Here is a 23,240-nt window from a genome sequence, read left to right as displayed (position 1 = left end):
TCACGAACCATTTTTCCAAATTTATGACAAAAGCCTCATCATAAACGTCTCTTTCATCCGATATGATGGGAGTACAAAAGAAAGCGCTAACAATTCTTTTGTCTCTGAAAAGGTACAGGATCAAAAGCCATTCTCGTACTTTTGCTTCAGTCAATCGGACATCTACAAAAGGAGGATCTTTATGTTCAAATGGTTTAAACCTGCTCCGCATATCGACAGGCTTGATGATGCCAAAACAGACGAGACGTATAAGCGGCTGCGGCTGCAAGTCTTTCTAGGCATCTTTATCGGGTATGCGGGCTACTATTTGCTGCGCAAAAATTTCGCTTTTGCCATTCCATATCTACAGGAAGAGGGGTTCACGAAAAGTGAATTAGGCTTTGTACTCGCAGCCGTATCCATTGCTTATGGCTTTAGTAAATTCATCATGGGGATGATCTCAGACCGCTGTAACCCCAGATACTTTTTAGCTGCCGGACTCTTTTTATCAGCTCTTATCAATATCCTATTTGTCTCATTTCCGTGGGTCACATCCAGTGTATGGATCATGTTTTTGTTCATGTTCTTAAATGGCTGGTTTCAAGGCATGGGGTGGCCGCCATGCGGACGTACGATGGCGCACTGGTTTTCGGTTAGTGAACGTGGTACGAAAATGTCCATTTGGAACGTCGCTCACAATATCGGCGGGGGGATTCTTGCACCGCTTATCACATTAGGAATTGTACTGTTTGCGACGTGGAAAAGTATCTTTTTCTTCCCTGCCATCATTGCCATTATCGTCTCCTTCGTGATCATTCTTCTCGTACGGGATACCCCGCAATCCACTGGTCTTCCGCCAATCGAGGAATATCGAAATGACTATCCGGCACAAAAATATGAGGATCAAGAAAAAGAATTAACAGTGAAAGAGATTTTATTTAAATATGTACTCAACAATAAATTCCTATGGTATATCGCCATTGCCAACGTGTTTGTGTACTTTGTCCGTTACGGTGTTGTTGACTGGGCGCCGACCTACTTAACAGAAGCGAAGGGCTTTTCACCAGAGCATTCACGCTGGTCTTATTTTCTTTATGAATATGCAGGCATTCCCGGTACATTATTGTGCGGATGGATCAGTGACCGCTTCTTTAGAAGCCGCCGCGCACCAGCTGGCGTCATCTTTATGGTCGGGGTGTTAATTGCTGTTCTCGTTTACTGGCTAAATCCTGCTGGCAATCCAATGGTCGATAACATTGCCCTTATCAGCATCGGCTTTTTGATTTACGGACCGGTCATGCTCATTGGACTTCAAGCCATTGATCTCGCTCCGAAAAAAGCAGCTGGCACTGCTGCCGGACTGACAGGCTTCTTCGGCTACATTGGCGGCTCTGCCTTTGCCAATGCCTTGATGGGTGTCGTCGTCGATCACTATGACTGGACAGGAGGCTTCATTTTACTGGTTGGTTCTTGTGTGCTTGCGATTGTTTTCCTCGCGATGACATGGAATACAGGAAAACGCGTAGAGCAAGCTTAATGAAAATCACATAAAAGATTCATATCCGCCCAACATGCTCTTTACATCTATTTCTTATGATGAAGGCAGTTACCGTAAAAGGAGGATAAAATATGAAGAAAAGTAGATTACTTGCTTTCGTGTTGCTCTCTTTTGCTTTACTGTCTTTTGCGTGGGTGCCGGCCACCATATCGGCTCATGAACACCTTTTATCTCCAGATCGCATCTTAACCGTTGCACACCGCGGAGCATCAGGGTATGCACCAGAGCATACCCTGGCTTCCTATAAACTCGCCACAAAGATGAATGCAGATTACCTCGAACTCGATCTTCAAATGACAAAGGATGGACATCTCATCGTGATGCACGACGAAACCGTTGACCGGACCACAAACGGAACAGGGTGGGTCAAAGACCTCACACTTGCCGAAATCAAACAGCTTGATGCGGGCACATGGTTTAACGAAGCCAATCCCGACAGACAAAATGCCAACTATATCGGACAGAGAGTCCTTACATTAGATGAGGTGCTGCGCTATTTCGGAAAACGAGAGAATTATTATATTGAAACAAAAAAACCAGACCTTTATCCGCAAATGGAAGAAAAACTATTGGCCGCCTTAAAGAAACATCATCTTCTTGGGAAACACACAAGAAAAGGGCAGGTTATCATACAATCTTTTAGTCAAGACAGCCTGCTAAAGCTGCAGAAATTAGCTCCAAGCCTGCCAAAAGTACAGCTATTAGACAGAGCCCAAATGACATCCATCACAGACGATCAGCTCGACTTTATTAAAACGTACGCCATGGGAGTCGGACCGAATTTTAGAGCTTTAACACCTGAAAACGTCCAGCAGGTCAGAAGCCACGGACTGCTCCTTCATCCATATACGGTCAACAGCGAAGCAGACATGACACGTCTTCTGCAATACGGCGTCACCGGTCTTTTCACCAACTATCCAGATGTCTTTCAGCGTGTCAAATCTTCTCTGTAAACGACAAAAGCCTCGCGGTCCACTCCGCAAGGCTTTTGATTATTTCACCGTTTGATCAGAAGAAGCTGTTTCAATCGGTTTCCGTTTCCCAATTCCAAATACAAAAAAGCTAAGCGCCACTAAAATCAAGAACCCAATTGCTACAATAAGAGAAATACGCGTATCCTGATTAATGAGCATAAACACAAGTACCATTACTAAGAATCCGATTGTAAGATAGTTAGAAAACGGTGCTAACGGCATCTTGAACGGATGCTTTTCAAGCGCTGCCCCTTTCGCCTTTCTGAAGCCAATATGACTAATCAAAATGACAAACCAAGGCACCATCCCAGGAAGAACACTCGCACTATACACATAGACGAAAATGTTTGGCGGAGAAACATAATTCAGAACAACTCCTATCGCTAAACCAATCAGCACAGCGAATGTCCCAAAATACGGTACACCATTTTTCGAAATTTTTGTAAAGAAAGCAGGCGCCTGACCATTTACACCTAATGTATAAAGCATACGGCCCGCACTGAAAATACCACTATTACAGCCTGACATCGCTGCTGTGATCACAACAAAGTTAATAATACCAGCCGCTGCTGTAATTCCGATCTTCGCAAACGTCGCCACAAATGGACTGCCAAGCGTATTCAACTGATCCCACGGATACACAGTCACAATGACAAAGATCGCACCGATATAGAAAATCAAAATACGCCAGATGATACTTTTGATGGCATTTGTCAGCGTCTTTTGGGGATTTTGCGCCTCACCCGCTGTAATCCCAATCAGCTCGACACCTTGATAAGCAGCAATGACTAGAGACAACGCAAACAGGAATCCGCTAAATCCACCTGTAAAGAACCCGCCGTGCGCCCACAGATTAGACAAGCCAATAGGCGTCCCGCCATTTCCAAATCCGAAGAAAATAATGCCTAGACCTGCAACAATCATCAAGATAATCGTCACAATTTTGATCATCGCAAACCAAAATTCAAATTCACCGAACGACTTAACCGAAATCAAGTTGGCCGCTCCTAAAATGATCATCGCAATTAACCCTGGAATCCACGCAGGCAGCTCTGGGAACCAATATTTCATATAAGCCCCAACAGCAATAATTTCAGACATTCCGACAATGACCCACTGGAACCAGTTACTCCAAGCCGTCATATACCCTGCAAGCGGATGAATATATTGATGCCCGAATGTAGCAAACGACCCTGTACTCGGCTCAAGATATAACATTTCTCCCATCGCTCGCATAATAAAAAAAGATAAAAATACCACACACTGCGTACGCTAGAAGAACCGATGGACCTGTCCATTGAATGGCCTTCGCTGACCCCATAAATAAGCCAACACCGATTGTGCCGCCAAGAGCAATCATTTGAATATGGCGGGCACTTAACCCTCTCTTTAATTCCTTTTGAGCCACTTTTCTTCCCCCTCATCAACAAACAACATAAAAAATAAAAATCAGAATTTTCATTCTGATTGAGAAACATCAATCTTTCGATGTATATTATCATAATAAATCTACCCTTAAAAAACAATTGTTTTTTTGAGGAAAACACTATTAACAAAATATTCTGACATAAAAAGAGTTTCAAATTGTTTTATATTGATATAATCAATAACCAGAAAAATCTTCAAAAAAAGACCGCTCACACGGTCTTCTAAGCTCAAATTGTAAATTTATAGGAAAATCGGCAATTGCTTTCCTAAAACACTTTCCTCTGATAAATCGCAGTAGAAAGCCCCCAAGACAGCAGGTAGAAAAGCATAATCAGCACAGCTGACCCCGTATATAAAATAGGGATCGATAAATTCATAATAAAATCAGTGATCCCACTGAATTGCTCTGCTAAATAGAGAACAACAGGTGGTCCCATAGCAGATAATACGATAAAGCCAATGATCACTGCCGTTGTGATATAACCAGGCTTTAAGATATAAAACAATGGAAACGTACACGCCGCGAACAATAAAAACAACCCGCTGCCAATCGCAATATCTGACAGCGAAAACAGCTTCCCAAACACAAATAATGCAGCACTTGTCAGCACGATCGCAATACTCATATAGAAAATGGCGCCAAGATAACGTGATGCGATAATTTCTTTACGTGTATAAGGCAAGGAGTTTAATAGAATATTCGTTTCTGCCTTTTCATCATACGCATATGTGTTAAATGGAATGAAGACACTAGCAACTAGAAACGTCAATACTGGATGGACATCCATGAAAATAAAAAATAAGATAAACGGAATAAAAATAAGTAACTGCTTCTTTTGCAAAATCACATCACGCTTAATTAAATGAAACATGCGCAACCCCGCCTTTCAAATAAAACATGATATCCTCAAGCGACGCCGGTTCAATCACAACAGCATCCCCAAAAATGAGTTTCACTTCATCAATCCGATCGGTTAATGCTTCAAATCCGGCTGCTGTACGCTGGATATGGACAAAGGCCTTTTCTGTGTCTCGATCCAATAACTCTAGGCTTCCTTTCACAAGCGCATAACTTTCTGCCACTTCATGAATCGACTGTTGAAACACCAATCTTCCATTTTGTATAAACGCAATATAATCCGCAATCCGGTCTAAATCAGTCGTCACATGCGTCGAGAAAAAGATCGTCCGATTTCCATCAATCATCAATTCTTGTAACGTGCTGAGCAGCTCTCTTCTAAAAACCGGATCTAAACCAGCAGTTGGCTCATCCATGATAATCAGCTCTGCATGATGTGACAGCGCAATCGCAAGCGACGCCTTCATCTGCATCCCTTTTGAAAATGTTTTGATCGCTTTATTCAGCGGCAGACCAAACTGCTCAATATATTGATCAAAAAGCCGGTCATCCCAGCGTTTATAGGCAGGTGCTACAATTCGTTTGATATCCTTTAAATTCAATCCTGGGAAAAAAACGTTAGCATCGTAAACAAAGCCGATTCGTTCCTTAATCTCTTTTTCATGAGTATGATAATCCAATCCAAAAACCTTGATGTCACCTGAATCGGGTTTTAACAAATTCATGATCATTTTAATGGTGGTCGACTTACCCGCTCCATTCTCTCCAATAAACCCTGTAACAAATCCTTTCTTAACCTGTAAATCGAGATTCTGAACTGAAAAATCCTTGAATCGTTTCGAAACTCCTTTGAATTCAATCACATGCTCCACTCATCTCACTCCTCATATAAGAACTTTAATAACTGCTGCAATTCATCAAAAGATAATCCTAGTTCTTTCCCGTTTGTGACAACCGCTCCAAGCTGTTCCTCGATCACCTTCAATTTCTTCTCTTTCATCACTTCTACGTTTTGTTCCGCAACAAATGATCCCTTGCCTACAATTGAATAAATAAATCCTGCCTTCTCTAACTCTTCATACGCTCGCTTTGTTGTAATCACGCTAATTTGTAGATCCTTCGCCAGCTTGCGAATAGATGGCAGTGCTGCGCCTTCTGCAAGCTCACCCGTTAAAATCATCGATTTGATTTGATTCGTAATTTGCTCATAGATGGGCTCCTTAGAATGGTTTGAAATCGTAATTTGCATATAAAAACCTCTTTTTTCAGATAGTTGGAACGAAATAATGTATATATACTATATATACATTATATACACACTAGAAGAATATTCAACCATTTTAAAATAAAATACACGAAAAAACCGCACAGCCTGAAGCCATGCGGTTCTTTAACAAAATGCTTTATTTCCAATATACCCATTTTCCCATAAGCCACTCCACAGGACCTCTTCTCCATTTTTTCAAATAGAGATAGCTGATGAACAGCTGTGCTGTGTACAGTCCGACAGCAAGAAGCAGCCCAAACATTGACCCCAATTGTCCAAATAGACCAAGTCCATAAGAATAGAAAATCGTTGTACAAATAATCGACTGTGCTAAATAGTTTGATAGAGACAAACGGCCAAGCCCTGCAAGCAGACGTTTCAACCCTTGTGCAGCCTTTGAATAGTAAAAAACAATAAAGGCTTGAATATAACCGATCGTCAGGACATAGGCTCCTAACGTCAACACCATTTCACTCCAAGGAGCATCAATAAACGTCGCACATTTTAAAGCAAGACCGATGATAATCATCCAAACCCAGCCTTTACGATAAGACATGCCTCGATCTTCTTTTGTCAAATGACCCTTTTTCCCGATCGCCATGCCAAGCAGTGCAAATGGACCGATCATGATAGGAGCATAGAGAAGACTTAAAATTGGTGTCATAGTAAGTGTTACAATTGCCATAATGATGGAGACGATTACCATATCATCTTCAATTGTAATCCGGCTCAATACAATATCGCCATATGTACCAGTCCCATATACATTCGTTAATAAATCAGGATTTCCGTAAATAAAATTCATTAGAGATGGATAAATCACTAAAGATAAGGCACCTAAAATACCCGACCATATAAACACTGTTTTGATTCGGCTGTTTATAAACATCATTAGGAAAAACGTACAAGCTCCATAATAGAGAAGAATGTCGCCACTCCAAATGAAGATTAAATGCAGCATTCCAAGCACAATCAGACCAAAACCACGGCGAACGACAATGGCATTCGTATTTAGCCCCTTGGCCTTCGTCGATTCAATCAGCTTGATAAAAGAATACCCAAACAAAAAGGAAAAGATCGGATAAAAAGACCCCTGGAACAAAATTTCCGTCACATATACACCGAATTCCTGCCCCCAAAAACTCGAATCAAACATTTTCTCAAAATCATAATCATATTGAAAATTAAGCATATTCACGATCAAAATACCTAATAAACTAAAACCACGTAAACTATCAATAAACTCAACCCTAGATCCCTTCAACTCGACAGCTCCTTCGGACAATATAAAGATAAAGCATATTTATCCTACCACAGTTTCAATAAATTGGTTCATATACCCATGTGAAAAAGTGTGTTTTAAGGTAAATTTAATAAAAAACCTAGAATATACATTCTAGGTTTCATACTGAATAATTATGACTTATGACTTTCTTCTTTCCGCAGCATTCGCTTCAAATAAAACAACATTCCCAAACCGAATAAAATCAACGCCATTTCCCAGTCTGCAGAAATCGGCAACCATTTCAGCATCATTAAAATCAGCAAAACCGCTCCAACACCTGCGAAAAAAATGACGTTTCTTTTTAATTCTTTGTTTGATTGAAACAACACTCTCTCCTCCTTGATACTTACTAACCAAATGAATGTTTTTCTAACCAGCCGGTATCTCCCTTTTTCCAAGCTATTCATTGACTCTAAAAACTCCTTTGATCTTAAGGGCACATCCAAGGAAAATGCTCAGGCCAGTTGAGTTTCTGCGCTCCCACTATTCATCCCCCTTATCTTTTAGCTGAAAGGCGATGATTTTTCCTAATGCTTCCTCTGCAGCAAAAGGAGTAACGCTGCCTGTTGGATTTTCTTGTTCTTGTTTTAAGCACTCGTACATGTTTTTTTCAATTTTTGATGGATCAATCCAAGAGATACACCATGATGCCCAGAAACAAGTAGGTCCCTCATAACGTTTAGCCAGTTGCAGAAGGAAGGGCAAACTGGGCTGACCAATCCTCATGAGTGACATTGCAGCGGCCATTCTTGTATCTTCTTCGTCACTTTCTAATAGCCGAGCTAGCGGTTCTGCTGCGTCCCCCGCATCTGCTCCAAATTCACCAAGTACAGCTGCTGCAATGTTCCGCAGAGAGCCTTTTTCTTTTAAAGCATCAACAAGGACGGGCACTGCATTTTTTCCATATTTTCTTAAATCTCCTATTGCTTGAACGATCGTTACTTCATTTGTATTGGCCAATTGTTGAACGGATTGAGACAGCTTATTTTCTGGTTTCATTTACAATCAACTCCTCTTTTTAATGAACCGCACGGTATCGATAACAAAGCACATAAAATCCAGCTCCAGCCACTAGGGATACAATTGTAGTCAACAAGCCATCAGTGATGAGATGAATGCTAATTATGACCATCGCACTGATCACAGACGCAAATACCAATGATCGATAATAGACGGCCAAAGCAAAACTCCTTTCTCGTCTAAAAGGCTGCATAAAGGCAAAGAACCGTATGGCTAAAAACCATATATAAACTCCTCCACCAAATAAGGTCCAATACAAAACATCCTGAATCTCAACCAAATAAAGAGAAATCAAGTAGAAAGCATACAGCCAAAAGGTTTGAAACACTTCTAACAGAATGATTTTTTGATATAAAGCCCCAGGAAAAAGATAGAGCACTCCTGTTTGTGCGTGTCTTACAATCCCTGCATAATATGAACTAAAAAGAACGGATGCCGCGATGACGATCAAGAATAGATTCAGCCAATCTGAAAAATAAGTAAAGACAACATAGTAAGTACCAATTAACAGCATAGTAGATAGTACATGGAAAATCATATACTTTTTAATCAGCAATAATTCAATCCAAAGAAAAGCCCAAACGCCCGTTAATGCTGGAAGTCCCCACCATGTCCTGCTCTTTTTTTGAACGATTGGACTTGATTGAATATGTTTCCCCTCAAATTCCTCCCAAAATACTGCCTCCTTGACTAAAGACTCCTTCATCTCTAAACGATGACTAGCACTGTACATCATCATGAAAGATAGAAACATCACTCCAATAAAAATCAAGACAGAAAGAATGGAGAACTCTTCGATCATACGTCCAACTTGAAACATTAAAGAATCAGCAATGTTCATCAATGAAGGCTGTTTCATCACCAATTGATTCAAAACAAGTAGTGCAAAGCTGAAAAACATCAAGACAAAACCGAGTAAGAGCAAACGCTTGTATACTCGAATGGTTCTAGCACAAGAAACCGCAATCATCCAAGTTTCGACCAAACATAACAGCCCTGTCAGAATGAATGATTTTCCAAGCAGAAACGGGTACTGCTGCGTCATAAAAAACAGGAGTAGATCGGCAGCTACAGCAGAGAAAATGAGAAGAGCCCCTCTCCAGAAAATGTGATACATCCACACACTGATAACAACCGTCCATAAAGAAACGCCATTTCCATATAACCAAATGATATCGTTCATTTGGCTAGGCAGCCGGTTCGTAAACAAACCAACCCCCGTATAAAGAACAAACAAACAGATAATGATCCATCCAGCTGTACCCGTATTCCAATCACCCATACTTGAAACTGCACTTAGCTGAAAACCAATTGCCGCTATGAAAAGAAGTAAGATCAGAAAAGGCATTTTCTTTTCTTGATTTTTACTGATCAAGCGCCTTTGAGATTTCATCCATAAAAGGGAGAGTGTGTTATTCACTTGACCACTCCCCCAAAAGTTGAATAACTTCTGCCCTCCACTCAACCTGTTCTTCCTTTAATTGAGGAACATCCATACTCTTCATGATGGCACCATCTCGAATCAATACAACCCTGCTAGCCGTATCAAGGACAAACTCCAGACTATGAGTCGACACGAAGATCGACCCACCTTGACTACTTTTTTGTCTCAGCCAATCCGACAGCCACTGTTTTGATGGAATATCTAACCCGACAGTCGGTTCATCTAATATAAAAAGGGAGGCATCTTGAACAATGGCTCCTGCTAAGACGACACGCTGCTTTTGGCCTCTTGAAAGCCTTCCACACAGTTCATTCATCTTCTTTTCCATATGTACTTCTTTCAACGCTTCATATACCTTTTCCCTGATCTGTTTTAAGCCTTTATGATATCCACGAGCACGGAATTGAACATGTTCAGCAGCCGTTAAATCTGGATACAAATACGGCTGATCAGGAATAAGAGCTACTTGTTTTTGGACATGGGCATGACCAGGCGGGAAACCCTCTATGAGAATTTCCCCTCCATCTGGTTTATATAGACCCGTTAAACATCGAATCGTTGTCGTCTTCCCGGCACCATTAGGCCCAAGCAGTGCCACAACCTCACCTGCTTCGATGGAAAATGAAAGATCCTCTATCCCATCACCATTTCTATATCGTTTGCTTATATTCTGAACCTCCATGAATGGCATCAAATCTCTCCCTTTTATTAGAGTGATGTATGCTTATCTATGGTGTGTTAAAAATCAAAAACGAATGTCATTAGACCCACTATTCATTAACCCTAATATTACCATATGGAGAATAACAAGGTAATAGGAATGAGGTAATCTATTCTATATACAACGGAAAAAGATAATAGATTATGTACAAAATAAAAAAAGATTGGGTTGCAGCATCCCAATCTTTTATCTATTAACCCTATACCATCTCCTGACACGCCCAAGCATCCACCTCCACCTTTAAAGCAGGGGAAGCCAATGCCACCACATAAATCATCGTCATACAAGGCAGATGATCGCCTAAAAACTGCCCCATAATTTGTTTCCTGCTCTCAGCATCGAACTCTCCAACGAGATAAAATACTAGTTTCGTTATATCTTCCACAGCCATATCTGCCGCTTCTACATTTCGTTTCACATTCTCTAACGCTAGTTCAAGCTGCTCCAACGGGCTCTCGGGAATTGTTCCATCCGCCTCCATCCCCACTTGACCTGATAAGGTTAACCATCGCTGTGGTCCTGTTGTTTCTATTTGATGGGTATATGGGGCAACTGGCGGGTGAATGATCTCAGGATTACGTGATGTTCTCATTGATAAAAACCCCTTTTCTGAAAATACAGTCAATTTTTATCATCATATCAAACTTTCAACCGTATTCAGATTTTTATGCTCAGAGTAAACTTAAGCAACAATCGCAAGAGCCTGCTATAATTCTTGTCTTCTAAAAAGAAACCATCCGATGAGAAAAAAGAAAACAATCAATACCGATACACCTAGAAGACTTGTAAGTGCCTGATCCGAATAAGTCCCCTTATGAATCATCTCTTCGGCTGCACTTGTCACGCCTTTAGGCGCAAACTTCCCTAATGTCTCTTCATAAAATGAAGGAACGGTAAACAGAATAAGGTTGATCAAAAGCGACACACCGCCAGCTGTGACAGAACGTTGAAAGAACGCCGAAGCACAAATGGTCGATACCACAATCAGCAATAAATTTGGATAATAAAGAAGTGTTCCTTTTAACACATTCATCCAATCCACATGCCCAAATTGAATGTCCACATAATAAACAGAGGCAAGCACTGCCACCACCAAACTAAACAAAGTCAAACAGGCATAGGCGCATATTTTCGAGACATAGTAACTCGTTCGACTGATCGGTTTCACCATAATCATCGCGGTCACTCCAGAGGCACGCTCTCCAGCGATCGTCCCCATCACGATCATAATCAGGATAAACACACCTAGCGAATCAAATTTACTCAATGCACTCGCCAAAGCCTCTCCAGCACTAGGCTCTGGTATATAAAATGTAGACCCTTCAGGTAAATTAGCTGATTTCGATAGAAGATCTGGCAGCATTTTAAGCGTAATAGGCTGTGTGATCATTAAAATCATAAAAATGATAGGAACAAATAAAATTTTATAGCTAGTGAATAACTCCCTAAATTCCTTTTTCAACATCATCTATTTCAGTTCCTAAGTGTATAAGGTGAAGTAGTTCTTCTGATCCTCCATTTACTTGAATAAAATCATAAGATGAGGGCTGAAAATAGCCTTCATTTTTCACTTCCTCATCAAATGTGATCACATTCTCTTCTAAATCAATGACTTTTTATCTAGCGCTTGGTGATTATTTGGAATCACTTATTTTATTCTCTCATTCCAATCTGTTTATTTTTGAAATTTAATGTTATTACACTTTTCCTTCTTAAAATATTTATTTAAACCAACAACAAAACACCCTAAGGGGTGTTTAAATTCCTAAATTTTAAAAATTTCTAACTTTTAATTAATGAGGAGGTGTTAGCAATATTGAATTATAATGATTATATTATCTAACCCATTTTGTACTATCATATATAGTTGCTTCATTTGAACTAACTAAATCTGTTAATGTTTCCAAATAACCTTCATTCTCTATTTCTTTTATTAGACTAGGGGAAATATCTCTTAAGTATCTCTCAATGTATTGATCAATTTTTTCTTCATCTAATTGCTTTGTAATTGTTAAAGATAAAATTCGAAACAATACACTCATTTTAAAATCAGATATCTTATTTGAATCTCTATCAGATAATAAATTTATACAATATTCATTAAGCTTGGTGCCATATAAAAGGTAGATTGTGTCTCCTTGAATAACACCAATTTCCTTATCTAGCCCTTCTACCTCTATTTGGCTTGTGGCTATAGAAAACTTTTTAGCTGAGTGTCCTCCCATAAAATATTCTCTCCGAAAGAAGTTATCCATTTTCTTGAAAGGTGGCTCTATCCATATTTTTTTACTTATTGTTTTTTCCCAATGCAATTCGACACTTCTAAAAGGCCTATTAACTACTATTTTTTTAACATCCATTTTATCAAGAACAGACTCAAATAATTTATTTTGTTTCACATATAGTATTGTATTTTGGGGTAACTCATAGTCTTGAATTTTAATGTTATTAATTATATCTGAAACTGATACATTTCCTTGAAGTTCCTTTACTAAGGATTCTAAGTTTGAGTATAGTTTACTTTGGATAGTACAAAATTCTTTGAACTCTTTAATATTTTTAGGCGAAATAGCTTCACGCTCTCCATTTGTTTCAACAATCAACGTGGGTATCTTATTAATCTCATCCATTAAAATCTCTTCATTAATAGATGTGTTTATATATCTACCTGATAAAAGTGGATTTAATAGATAAGCAGACTCATTAACAACCCACGTTAAAGAATAGTTCCTATTCTTTAATTGTTCCATTTCCGACTCAATATGGCTACAATATATCTGATAAATAGCTTGTAAGACTTTATTATACTCCTCAGTTTGTTCAATACCCTCTCTAGCTACATTCGTTTTAGGTCCGTTTAAACCTTTAACATCTGCTATCGCTACTATTCTATTTTTAGAGAAACCCGGTGTTGTAAATTCAACTCTAATTCCTTCAATACATAGTCCAAGATGAACTTCATAATCGTTGTTAATATCTCCATTAAATTCTTCATCATCAGATAATGTTAAGAATGACCATTCTTTAAAGTAGTCTGACCATTTTACGGCAAAAGCGAGTTTAACACCATTAATTTCTTTTTCTATAACCTTAATCTTATTTGGTCTTACTAATGATTCAGAATATTCATTTACTGATAAGAAATCCTCCACAGCTTCTAATGGACTCGAATAACCAACCCTATATTCCTCACTATCAATTTGCACTATTAATTCTGAACGGGGGAACATAATCCATTTTTTAACTGTTTCTAGAACATGATCCATATTAACACTAGGTCTTACTTTTAACTTAACGATAGTACCATGACTCTCAATCTCTTTTAATTTTCTAGCGTTCTTATCTAAAAGCTCAATTAAATATTTCCCATGTACTGTTCTTAAAGAAATATGCCGCGCCTTTTCTTCTTCTAAACTATTAGTTATAATTTCAACATTATCAGCTATCATAAATGTGGATAGGATACCTATGCCAAATCGACTGATAGGTGAAAAATCTGGAAATTTCTCTTTGAATTTTGGATCTTGATATTTTGATACTCCTGCCCTTAAGAAATAATTAACTATTACCTCCTGTGTCATTCCAGTACCGTTATCAATAACTTCTAAAATTCTCTCTTCACTATTCCATCTAACAATAACTTTACCTTGTCCGTTTTGGCTATCAATAACTTCTTGCAATCTAATCGCGTCCAAAGAATTTTGAATTAATTCTCTAATTACAACACTTGAATCATTATATAAAGTATGACCAGTTAATAGATCCAATATTTTTATAGGATCTAAAATAAAATTAAAAGACTCTTTTAAAAACCCGTTAGTTTCTATATAGTTTTGATCAATTTTTCTCCAAGGAAATTCATATTCTGATCCCATTTTTTCTCTAGTTAGTTTTACTATTTTATAACTTTTTTCTAATTGATCTTCAGCGTAATCTAAATATGAAGTTAAGCCAAAAAAACCATCTTTTTTACTAAATGTTGCATGTACTTCAATAGTATCACTTTGAATATTACCTTTAATATTACCTTGTTTATCTTTCCCCAGTGCTGCTCTTACTGATCGTACAGCTCTTTGTTTTGCCCATTCATCTTGGCTAATAGGATCAGATGGACTTATAATATTATAAGATACTGTTGGCGTTCGATCACTTGTTATATGTAACAAATCAGCAGTTCTTAACAAAATTGCTGAATATTGCAGATTAGCGGTTTCAGCAACACTGTTTCCATATGGCTTGGAAATTTTGTATTTATTAAGATCATGTAAATCATCCAAATGATGACTTTCACATATTAATGCAAGATCTTCTCTAAAAACTTCCCCTAGTGGTTCTAATAACTTTTTTAATTCCTCTTGTATATCTTGTGAAACTCCATAGTTTGTATCTTCTTTTCCTTCTATCCAATTTCTTATTCTAATTGCATGATGAACTCTTACAAATTCTTGATACAAAAACTTCTCTTTTTTTTCATCTTCCATGTTAGCTAACTTTTCCTTCAAATCTTCCCCTGAATTACCACTTAAAAGGTTTGATTTAAAATCGATAAATCCCGAATTGTTTCTTGATTCAAATTCTTTAGCAGTTACCAACATACCCATATCATGAAAATAAATTCCTAATACAATTAGTAACCAGTCCGTAGCGGTCATTTTGATCTTTGTATCGTCTGGAATTATCCACTCTAAGCTTCTTAACATAAAATCAATATGAGAAATATCGTGATAAGTATATTCTTCAAAAATGCTCCCTCTCCCAATTAACCCCAATATTTTTTCGGTTTGCCTTTTAATATATTGTAAATTTAAACCATTAAAAGCATTTAATTTTTCTGCTTCCGCAGCCTTTATTTCCGCATGATTATCAAATGTTAAGACTTCCATTATTAAACCTCCTAATTAACTGATTGTATTTAAAACTTTATATGTAATTATTTACAACTTCATTTAAGTATATCTTAAATAAACACAAAAAACACAATTATTTCAATATAGTTCATCTATTTATATACAATTTTAATTGGAATTGAATTATTCTCTCGGGTCTAGCATTTTTTTAAGATAATTTTTGCTCAAACTTATAATAAGAACTATTTCATTTATTCCTCTTACTGGATACATTTAATTAGAACTTTCCTCTTTAAATGTATTGAAGTTCTAATCTAATTATAAAAAAAAGCTTGTAGATAGATTCTACAAGCTTTTAAAACCTATATATATCCCTACTCCACCGTCACACTCTTCGCAAGGTTACGTGGTTTATCCACATCACACCCGCGGTGAAGGGCTGCGTAGTAAGCGATTAGCTGTAATGGAACAACAGATGCAAGTGGTGCAAGTGCTGGGTGTACAGCTGGAAGGACGAAACGGTCGCCTTCGTCTTCTAGGCCTTTTAGTGAGATGACACATGGGTTTGCTCCGCGTGCAACGACTTCTTTGACGTTACCGCGAATGCTGAGGTTCACGTGCTCTTGTGTTGCAAGGGCAATGACCGGTGTGCCTTCTTCAATTAAAGCAATTGTGCCGTGTTTGAGTTCTCCGCCAGCAAAGCCTTCTGCTTGGATGTAAGAGATCTCTTTTAGCTTCAGTGAACCTTCAAGGCACACATAGTAGTCAAGTCCTCTTCCGATAAAGAATGCGTTACGTGTCACTGTGAAGAAGTCACGAGCGATTTGTTCCATTTCATCCTTTTGATCGACAAGGGCTTCCATTGCGTTTGCTACAATACCAAGCTCTTTCACAAGATCAAAGTCAAGAGATTGACCGTTTAATTCAGCTGCAACGGATGCAAGAATTGCAAGTACAGCGATTTGTGCTGTGTAGGCTTTTGTTGAAGCCACTGCAATTTCTGGTCCTGCATGAAGAAGCAATGTGAAGTCCGCTTCACGAGAAAGCGTAGATCCTGGTACGTTTGTGATCGTTAATGCTTTATGGCCAAGCTCTTTGACTTGAACAAGTACAGCACGGCTGTCCGCAGTCTCCCCAGATTGAGAAAGGAAGATGAACAATGGCTTTTTCGATAGAAGCGGCATGTTGTAAGAGAATTCACTTGCTACATGGACTTCTACAGGTACTTTCGCCCAGTCTTCAATGTATTGTTTACCAACAAGTCCAGCATGGTAGCTTGTTCCGCAAGCCACAATGTAGATGCGGTCTGCTTCTGCTACTGCGCTTGCGATATCGCCAGCGACTGACAGCTTGCCGTTTTCGTCTTGATATTCTTGGATGATTTTACGCATAACAAGCGGCTGTTCATCCGTTTCTTTTAACATGTAGTGAGGATATGTGCCTTTCTCAATGTCGCTTGCATCAAGCTCAGCGATATAAGAAGGACGTGTCATGATATCACCGTCAAGGTTTTTAATAATAACCTCGTCTTTTGTGACAATGACCATTTCTTTATCCATTAATTCCGCATATTCGTTTGTTACTTGAAGCATCGCCATTGCGTCAGAAGCCACAACGTTGAAATCTTCGCCGAAACCAACCAATAATGGGCTTTTGTTTTTCGCCACATAGATTGTTTCTTTGTTTTCGTTATCGAAAAGGGCAATTGCGTAAGAGCCTTTTAGTTGAAGAAGCGTTTGACGGAAAGCTTCCTCTGTATCAAGACCTCTATTCACAAATTGTTCGATGACTTGAACAACAACCTCTGTATCTGTGTCGCTTTTTAGTGTGACGTCTTGTAAATATTCGCGTGTCAATTGTACATAGTTCTCGATGACACCGTTATGAACAAGCGTAAAACGGCCAGAAGCACTTTGATGCGGATGCGCATTTAGATGGCTTGGTACACCGTGAGTTGCCCAGCGTGTATGTCCAATTCCTGCTGAAGATGCCACGTTTGCATCAACAACTTCACGAAGCTCAGCGATACGTCCTTTTTCTTTGAACACATGTACGCCTTCTTCGTTTGCCACAGCGATACCTGCTGAGTCATACCCGCGGTACTCAAGCTTCTCTAAACCCTTTAATAAGATTTCCTTCGCATCATTCTGACCAATATAACCTACGATTCCACACATAAATATTCTTCCTCCCGATCATGTGAAAGGGGCAAAGAAAGCCTACTAAAATAGAAGGGACATTTCTTCGTCCCTCTCTACATGTTTATTTTGGGAGATCATGTGTATTCCCTTTGTACAAAGAGTCACCTCTTTGGTTTAAAGAAACACTTACGGCTGTGATCTCTTTTTTTGATCAGCCGGGAGGCATCCGCCGAAAATTCGATAACCTCCATCCTCGTCAACTAAGCATCTTTCGTCCGATCGCTTAGTTCGGGCGCTATAATTATAAGAGAGTTTCTGAACATCTACCCTGCCTTTCCTGATAGAATAAAAATCCAGTAACACAAGGATGATTGTACTATAAGGTCTGACCTCCGTCAATCACAATTTAGCAGGTGATTGCCTTCATTTGAGAAAGTGAGACCTCCCTACACTATATGCGATGAGGCTTGTCACGTTCTACCTTTGATGTGCTCTCCTATGTATGAAGGCAGCTTCAAGTTGCCCTCACTTATATGATTCGTACAGATCCATCCAATTATGTCGTTTATTCGAAAAAAAAAGCAAACCGCTGCTAGCGATTTGCTTTCATCTATTACTCAATACCCATTTCTTCTTTCACAACAGCCGTAATTCGAGCAACATATTCATCACACAGCTCTTTTGTTTTTGCCTCTGCCATAACACGTACAAGCGGTTCTGTTCCAGATGGACGAACAAGGATACGGCCGTCACCATTCATCTCTTTTTCGACCTCTTGGATCACCGCTTTTACTTTTTCATTTTCTTCTACTTTATATTTATCAGACACTTTCACATTCACTAAAAGCTGCGGGAACTTTTCCATTTCCGCTGCAAGCTCTGATAATGTTTTCCCTGTCGCTTTGAGCGTATTCACAAGCATGATCGCAGAAAGCATGCCATCACCTGTCGTATTATAATCAAGGAAAATCAAATGGCCTGACTGCTCACCGCCGACATTATAGCCATCATTTTTCATCGCTTCGACGACATAGCGGTCACCAACAGCAGTTTGAATGCTCTTAATGCCTTGCTTCTCAAGCGCTTTATAAAAACCAAGGTTGCTCATGACCGTTGACACGACGGTATCATCCTTTAATCGGCCTTCATCCTTCAAATAACGTGCACATATGTACATAATTTGATCGCCGTCTACGATATCACCTTTTTCATCGACTGCAATTAAACGGTCACCGTCACCATCAAACGCAAGACCAATATCTGCACCCTTCTCCTTCACAAATGCAGAAAGTGCCTCTGGATGAGTTGAGCCTACACCATCATTGATATTCAGTCCATTTGGTGATGTTCCCATTGTAGACACATCAGCATCTAAATCTGCAAATAAATGTGTCGCTAGAGAAGAGGTTGCACCGTGTGCACAGTCAAGCGCCACGTGAATACCTGTGAAATCCTCGTCTGCTGTCTGCTTCAAGAATTGTAAGTATTTCTGACCGCCTTCAAAATAGTCATTGACCGTTCCAAGATCCGCTCCAACCGGGCGTGGCAATTGATCGACTGGCTGATCCATCAGCTGCTCAATTTCATTCTCCTGTTCATCTGACAGCTTAAAGCCGTCACCGCCGAAGAATTTAATGCCGTTGTCTTGAACTGGATTGTGTGAAGCAGAAATCATGACACCCGCTTCAGCATCCATTGCCTTCGTTAAATAAGACACACCAGGTGTTGAGATCACACCTAGACGCATCACTTCAGCTCCAATTGAAAGTAAGCCTGCAACGAGCGCTCCTTCCAGCATATGACCGGATACACGTGTGTCTCGTCCAACGAGTACCTTTGGACGTTCTTTATCCTTTGTGAGCACATAGCCGCCAAATCTCCCAACTTTAAATGCGAGCTCTGGTGTTAATTCGCTATTTGCTACACCCCTTACACCATCAGTTCCAAAGTACTTGCCCATGTTTCAATCGCTCCTTTTTCCATTCAAGAGGACGCTTCGTCCTCTTTTTTATCTTCTTTGACCGGCTGTCTTTGACTTGATTCTTTCTTTGCTTTATCTTGTGTGGATTCTTCTTTACTCTTCTCACTCTGATCATCATCATCAGTTGATTGATCTTTTTGATCTTTTTGATCTTTTTGATCCTTTCGATCATTCGTAGAAGCCGGCTGATCCTCTGTATCAGTAGAAGTGAGTTTCACTTTGACCTTTGATCTCGATAATGTCCAAGTCACATTTTGAGGACCGTTCACTTGAACTTTGACCTCATGGGTCCCTTCGTTCAAGTCCCCTACATTGATATAGGCTTCAACATCTGAAGCCTTTAGTTTATCAATCGCACTCTTTGATCCCTTTGCTGTTAACGTGATCCGTCCAGAAGATGGGCTCACAAAATCAGATGTGAGATCCTTGCTCAAACCCACGACAGAAATCGGTACATTATCGATCTTTTTTTCTTCAGCTGTTGCAACCTTCACTTTGATCTTTACAGTTTCGGGCGATACCTTTTTCACACCATCTGGCAGCGGAATATCGGCATCAATCTCCGTATCATCTTTGATCTTACTTAGGTCCAGCTTGACGCCATCAATAAAATCAAGTGCATCCAGTGCCTTTTGAGAGCCGTACACTGTGACCTCACTCGGGCTTGTCTCAATGCTTGAGATGCTGATCCCTTCTGGCAAGCTGCCCGTCCGCTCAAGTTTAAACGGAACCTTTTTGCTCGGACTCGAGATTGGAACCGTAATATCCACCACGGACGGACTTACTTCGACTGGCAGCTCATTCCCGCTGCTATCATACACAGTAGCTCGCTTCTTTTTCAATTTGCTGATCGACATCCTCTAAATTCACAAAAGCTTTAATGACAGAAATTTTGTCGATGACGTCCTTTGATCCAGTAACTGTGACCTTTTTCGGATTCACAATAGGCTGTTCAGGTGAATAGCCGTCTTTGATTTTATTTTGATTATAAAATTCTGTTTCAACAGGAAATTCAGCTGTCGTTTTTTCTTGTATCGTCACAGTCGTCACAGATGGATTAATCGATAGTGTGAGCCCCTTCGATACATCTCTTGCCTTCAGCTCCACTTTATGTGTACCTGTCGATAAGTTCTGCATGTCTGCGTAAATTTCAAAATTCTTTGTTTGCCTTGCTGTTTTCACAGCACTTGTTGATCCTTTAATCGTGACATTGACTGTCTGCGGCACACCAGTGACAACGTATTTCTCGTCATCATAATACGCTTTAACAGGAATGTCAGTTAAAGTTGCTTCATCTGTCGTCGATGTTGGGAAAAAGGATTCACCGATTTTTTTCGGCGTGGGCGCTTGCGCTGAATTGACTGCACCATACAGCAATAAAGCGAAGACCAATGCAAGAAGCTTAACGGCCCAGCGATTATTCAAAATCTTATCCATTTTTCTTGCCCCTCCAATACCATTTGGTCGAGGAAGCATCTTTGCTGTTCTTACTAAATTCAGCAATCAGCATTTCTTCAAGCGCTTCTTCTGTCAATTCTCGGTGAAGATCACCATTCCTTGCGACAGAAATGCCGCCAGTTTCCTCAGAAACGATGACAGTTAAGCTGTCTGTCACTTCACTAATTCCGACTGCCGCCCTATGACGCGTCCCAAGCTCCTTAGAGATAAAAGGGCTTTCTGACAGCGGTAAATAGCAAGCTGCAGCTGCAATCTCATCCCGCTTCATAATGACAGCACCGTCATGAAGCGGTGTATTCGGAATGAAAATATTAATGAGCAGCTCTGAACTCACCTTTGCATTCAAAGGAATCCCTGTCTCTATGTAATCATTCATTCCGGTATCGCGCTCAATTGTCAGCAGCGCGCCGATTCTGCGTTTCGCCATATAGTTAATTGCTTTTGTAATTGCCTCGATCGTTTTCTGCTGCTGTTCCTCTACAGGTGTCCCGCTTCTTGAGAAGAAACGGCCGCGCCCAAGCTGCTCAAGCGCTCTCCTTAGCTCTGGCTGAAAAATAATAATGATCGCAAGGAATCCCCACGTAATCGCTTGATCCATCAGCCATTGAAGTGTGTTAAGACCGAGATACGCACTTCCCATCCTGACGAGAACAATGACCACAATTCCCTTTAAAAGCTGAACCGCTTTTGTTCCGCGGATGACCATCATTAATTTATATATCACATACCAAACAACGAGAATATCAACAGCATTACCGAGGTACTGCAAAAAAGGAATATCCCCTAAAGCCATTTCCTCGTCCTCCAGAATTTTCAGTTATTCTTCGTTTGATGCATTTTTTAATATAAAAAGAGCCTATGTATCAATACATAGCGTGGCTATTATACCACATTTTGTTTCAGCAAGGAAAATAGTTGCCATATCTGGCTGACTTACTAGTATGCGTGAATCTCACCAATGTATAGAAAAAGAGCAGCCCCCTTAGAGACTGCTCTTTAAGCCGATTGAGTTACTTTTGCTCCTCTGGCCCAATGACCCGCATTACGTTTTGTGCTGTTGATTTCATTTTGTACCAGATCCAATCAAACACTTCATTAATTTCATTAATTTGACCAGTGACTTGTCCGGCAGAAGCAGTCAACTGTTCCCCATTGACGACGGTGACATTTCCATCAACCTTGCCTTCTACAATCAGCTTGCCATTTTTGACAGTGACATCTCCCTTTACGGTTTCCCCTTTAGGTACGGTCACTGTATCATTTTCAACGACGAGATTCGGCTGCTTTGACACACTGAAATTATGATCGGTATTCCAGCTCGTAAACAAACTGCCTCCCATTAAAATGAGAAAGAGGGCAGCGGCTACCATCAGCGGGTGAGCTTTGATCCATCTTTGAACCGACACACGCTTTTTCTCCTTTGGAAGACCTGCCATCACCTTTGCAGTGAAATCAGATGGTGCTTCTATATGAGATGTACTCTGCACTAGCGCGATGGATTTCTCAATTTGTTGAAAATGAGTACGGCACTCCTCACACGATTGCAGATGGCTTTTTAATTCTTTTTCGTCTTGGGGCTCAATGTCCCCGTCTAAATACTGATGCATAAGCTGGACGATTCTATCCTGACAGCTCATCAAAATCACCTCACTCAAAGGTCTCTCAACTGTTTCCGGAGAGCCTCTCTACCCCTGTGTATTCTCGTTTTCACCGTACCAACTGGTATATTCAGAATCTCACTAATCTCTTTTAACGAGAGTTCATCAATATACTTTAATACGATGACCGAACGATATTTGTCGGGTAATCTTAGAATTTTTTGCTGAATGGTGCTCGATAATTCAAGAGACACCACCTCATCCTCTGGCAAAATGCCATCAGCAGCAATTTGAGAATACATATTTAATCCTTCTGTTCCTGCCACCTCTGCATCTAAATAGTAATCCGGCTTTTTTTTGCGAATACGGTCGATGGTCAGGTTGGTTGCAATGCGGTACAGCCACGTGGAAAACTTACGATTCACATCAAAGCTTTCGATATTCACATAAGCACGAATAAACGCCTCCTGCGCAATATCCTCCGCTTCATGTGCATTCCCAAGCATACGGTAGCACAGCTGATAAATTTTGTCTTTATACAGGTCTACGATGTCTGCAAATGCGTTCTGGTCGCCTTTTTTCACTTGCTTAATTCTCTTTTTAATCATTGTGTCCATAGTATATTCAACCTCTGCCTTCACCGGTCTTTATGTATACGAACCTCTTTCCAAAAGGTTTCA

General features: G+C 39.9%; 18 protein-coding genes and 2 pseudogenes. 2 read left to right on the top strand and 18 right to left on the bottom strand.

What is annotated here, in order from left to right:
* The first annotated feature begins 181 nt into the window (after positions 1-181).
* Both glpT and AOQ70_RS00755 read left to right on the top strand, forming a co-directional pair.
* The gene (glpT, locus tag AOQ70_RS00760) at positions 182-1,516 is read left to right on the top strand and encodes a glycerol-3-phosphate transporter (RefSeq protein WP_039176103.1); all 1,335 of its coding nucleotides are present in this window, start codon (positions 182-184) and stop codon (positions 1,514-1,516) included.
* A 92-nt stretch (positions 1,517-1,608) separates the two neighbouring features.
* Positions 1,609-2,490, top strand: a complete 882-nt coding sequence (locus AOQ70_RS00755; RefSeq protein ID WP_059374490.1) for a glycerophosphodiester phosphodiesterase — start codon at positions 1,609-1,611, stop codon at positions 2,488-2,490.
* Between the two features lie 39 nt (positions 2,491-2,529).
* On the opposite strand, the pseudogene AOQ70_RS00750 reads toward AOQ70_RS00755, so the two are convergent.
* The 18 genes and pseudogenes from AOQ70_RS00750 to sigW all read right to left on the bottom strand — a co-directional run bounded on the left by AOQ70_RS00750 (position 2,530) and on the right by sigW (position 23,177).
* Positions 2,530-3,919: pseudogene (locus AOQ70_RS00750) on the bottom strand (amino acid permease).
* A 286-nt stretch (positions 3,920-4,205) separates the two neighbouring features.
* Positions 4,206-4,811: an ABC-2 transporter permease gene (locus tag AOQ70_RS00745; protein WP_058837211.1), complete on the bottom strand. Its 606-nt coding sequence runs from the start codon at positions 4,809-4,811 to the stop codon at positions 4,206-4,208.
* Positions 4,795-5,670 carry an ABC transporter ATP-binding protein gene (locus AOQ70_RS00740; RefSeq protein ID WP_059374488.1) on the bottom strand — a complete coding sequence of 292 codons (876 nt, stop codon included), beginning with the start codon at positions 5,668-5,670 and terminating at the stop codon, positions 4,795-4,797. The genes AOQ70_RS00745 and AOQ70_RS00740 overlap by 17 nt, the downstream gene beginning before the upstream one ends.
* Positions 5,671-5,675: 5 nt before the next feature.
* On the bottom strand, positions 5,676-6,047 hold the full coding sequence (locus AOQ70_RS00735; RefSeq protein WP_059374486.1) for a GntR family transcriptional regulator: 372 nt from the start codon (positions 6,045-6,047) through the stop codon (positions 5,676-5,678).
* A 154-nt stretch (positions 6,048-6,201) separates the two neighbouring features.
* Complete coding sequence (locus AOQ70_RS00730; RefSeq protein WP_059374485.1) at positions 6,202-7,329, bottom strand: DUF418 domain-containing protein; 1,128 nt, start codon at positions 7,327-7,329, stop codon at positions 6,202-6,204.
* Between the two features lie 152 nt (positions 7,330-7,481).
* Positions 7,482-7,679 carry a hypothetical protein gene (locus AOQ70_RS00725; protein ID WP_231730795.1) on the bottom strand — a complete coding sequence of 66 codons (198 nt, stop codon included), beginning with the start codon at positions 7,677-7,679 and terminating at the stop codon, positions 7,482-7,484.
* A gap of 154 nt (positions 7,680-7,833) precedes the next feature.
* Positions 7,834-8,349: a HEAT repeat domain-containing protein gene (locus AOQ70_RS00720; RefSeq protein ID WP_059374482.1), complete on the bottom strand. Its 516-nt coding sequence runs from the start codon at positions 8,347-8,349 to the stop codon at positions 7,834-7,836.
* A gap of 19 nt (positions 8,350-8,368) precedes the next feature.
* A complete protein-coding gene (gene skfF, locus AOQ70_RS00715; RefSeq protein WP_059374479.1) occupies positions 8,369-9,790 on the bottom strand; it encodes a sporulation killing factor system integral membrane protein in 1,422 nt (473 codons plus the stop codon).
* Positions 9,783-10,505, bottom strand: a complete 723-nt coding sequence (locus tag AOQ70_RS00710; RefSeq protein ID WP_059374477.1) for an ABC transporter ATP-binding protein — start codon at positions 10,503-10,505, stop codon at positions 9,783-9,785. Before AOQ70_RS00710 ends, skfF begins: the two co-directional genes overlap by 8 nt.
* Before the next feature lie 229 nt (positions 10,506-10,734).
* Entirely contained in the window at positions 10,735-11,127 is a 393-nt protein-coding gene (locus AOQ70_RS00705) for a RidA family protein (protein WP_059374474.1), read from the bottom strand.
* A 114-nt stretch (positions 11,128-11,241) separates the two neighbouring features.
* Positions 11,242-12,003 carry an ABC transporter permease gene (locus tag AOQ70_RS00700; RefSeq protein WP_059374472.1) on the bottom strand — a complete coding sequence of 254 codons (762 nt, stop codon included), beginning with the start codon at positions 12,001-12,003 and terminating at the stop codon, positions 11,242-11,244.
* Positions 12,004-12,370: 367 nt separating this feature from the next.
* The gene (locus tag AOQ70_RS00695) at positions 12,371-15,418 is read right to left on the bottom strand and encodes an HD domain-containing protein (protein WP_059374470.1); all 3,048 of its coding nucleotides are present in this window, start codon (positions 15,416-15,418) and stop codon (positions 12,371-12,373) included.
* 338 nt (positions 15,419-15,756) lie between these two features.
* Positions 15,757-17,559 carry a glutamine--fructose-6-phosphate transaminase (isomerizing) gene (gene glmS, locus AOQ70_RS00690; protein ID WP_008360582.1) on the bottom strand — a complete coding sequence of 601 codons (1,803 nt, stop codon included), beginning with the start codon at positions 17,557-17,559 and terminating at the stop codon, positions 15,757-15,759.
* 577 nt (positions 17,560-18,136) lie between these two features.
* The gene (gene glmM, locus AOQ70_RS00685) at positions 18,137-19,483 is read right to left on the bottom strand and encodes a phosphoglucosamine mutase (protein WP_058837200.1); all 1,347 of its coding nucleotides are present in this window, start codon (positions 19,481-19,483) and stop codon (positions 18,137-18,139) included.
* Between the two features lie 23 nt (positions 19,484-19,506).
* Positions 19,507-20,941: pseudogene (locus AOQ70_RS00680) on the bottom strand (CdaR family protein).
* The gene (cdaA, locus tag AOQ70_RS00675; protein ID WP_008344027.1) at positions 20,934-21,755 is read right to left on the bottom strand and encodes a diadenylate cyclase CdaA; all 822 of its coding nucleotides are present in this window, start codon (positions 21,753-21,755) and stop codon (positions 20,934-20,936) included. The pseudogene AOQ70_RS00680 and the gene cdaA overlap by 8 nt, the downstream one beginning before the upstream one ends.
* Positions 21,756-21,972: 217 nt before the next feature.
* On the bottom strand, positions 21,973-22,599 hold the full coding sequence (rsiW, locus tag AOQ70_RS00670; RefSeq protein WP_024424448.1) for an anti-sigma-W factor RsiW: 627 nt from the start codon (positions 22,597-22,599) through the stop codon (positions 21,973-21,975).
* A 14-nt stretch (positions 22,600-22,613) separates the two neighbouring features.
* On the bottom strand, positions 22,614-23,177 hold the full coding sequence (gene sigW, locus AOQ70_RS00665; protein ID WP_024424449.1) for an RNA polymerase sigma factor SigW: 564 nt from the start codon (positions 23,175-23,177) through the stop codon (positions 22,614-22,616).
* Positions 23,178-23,240 lie beyond the last annotated feature (63 nt).

This window comes from Bacillus sp. AM 13(2015) (genome assembly GCF_001518755.1).
GTDB lineage: Bacteria > Bacillota > Bacilli > Bacillales > Bacillaceae > Bacillus > Bacillus safensis.
This window is presented reverse-complemented; position numbering and strand designations above follow the sequence as displayed.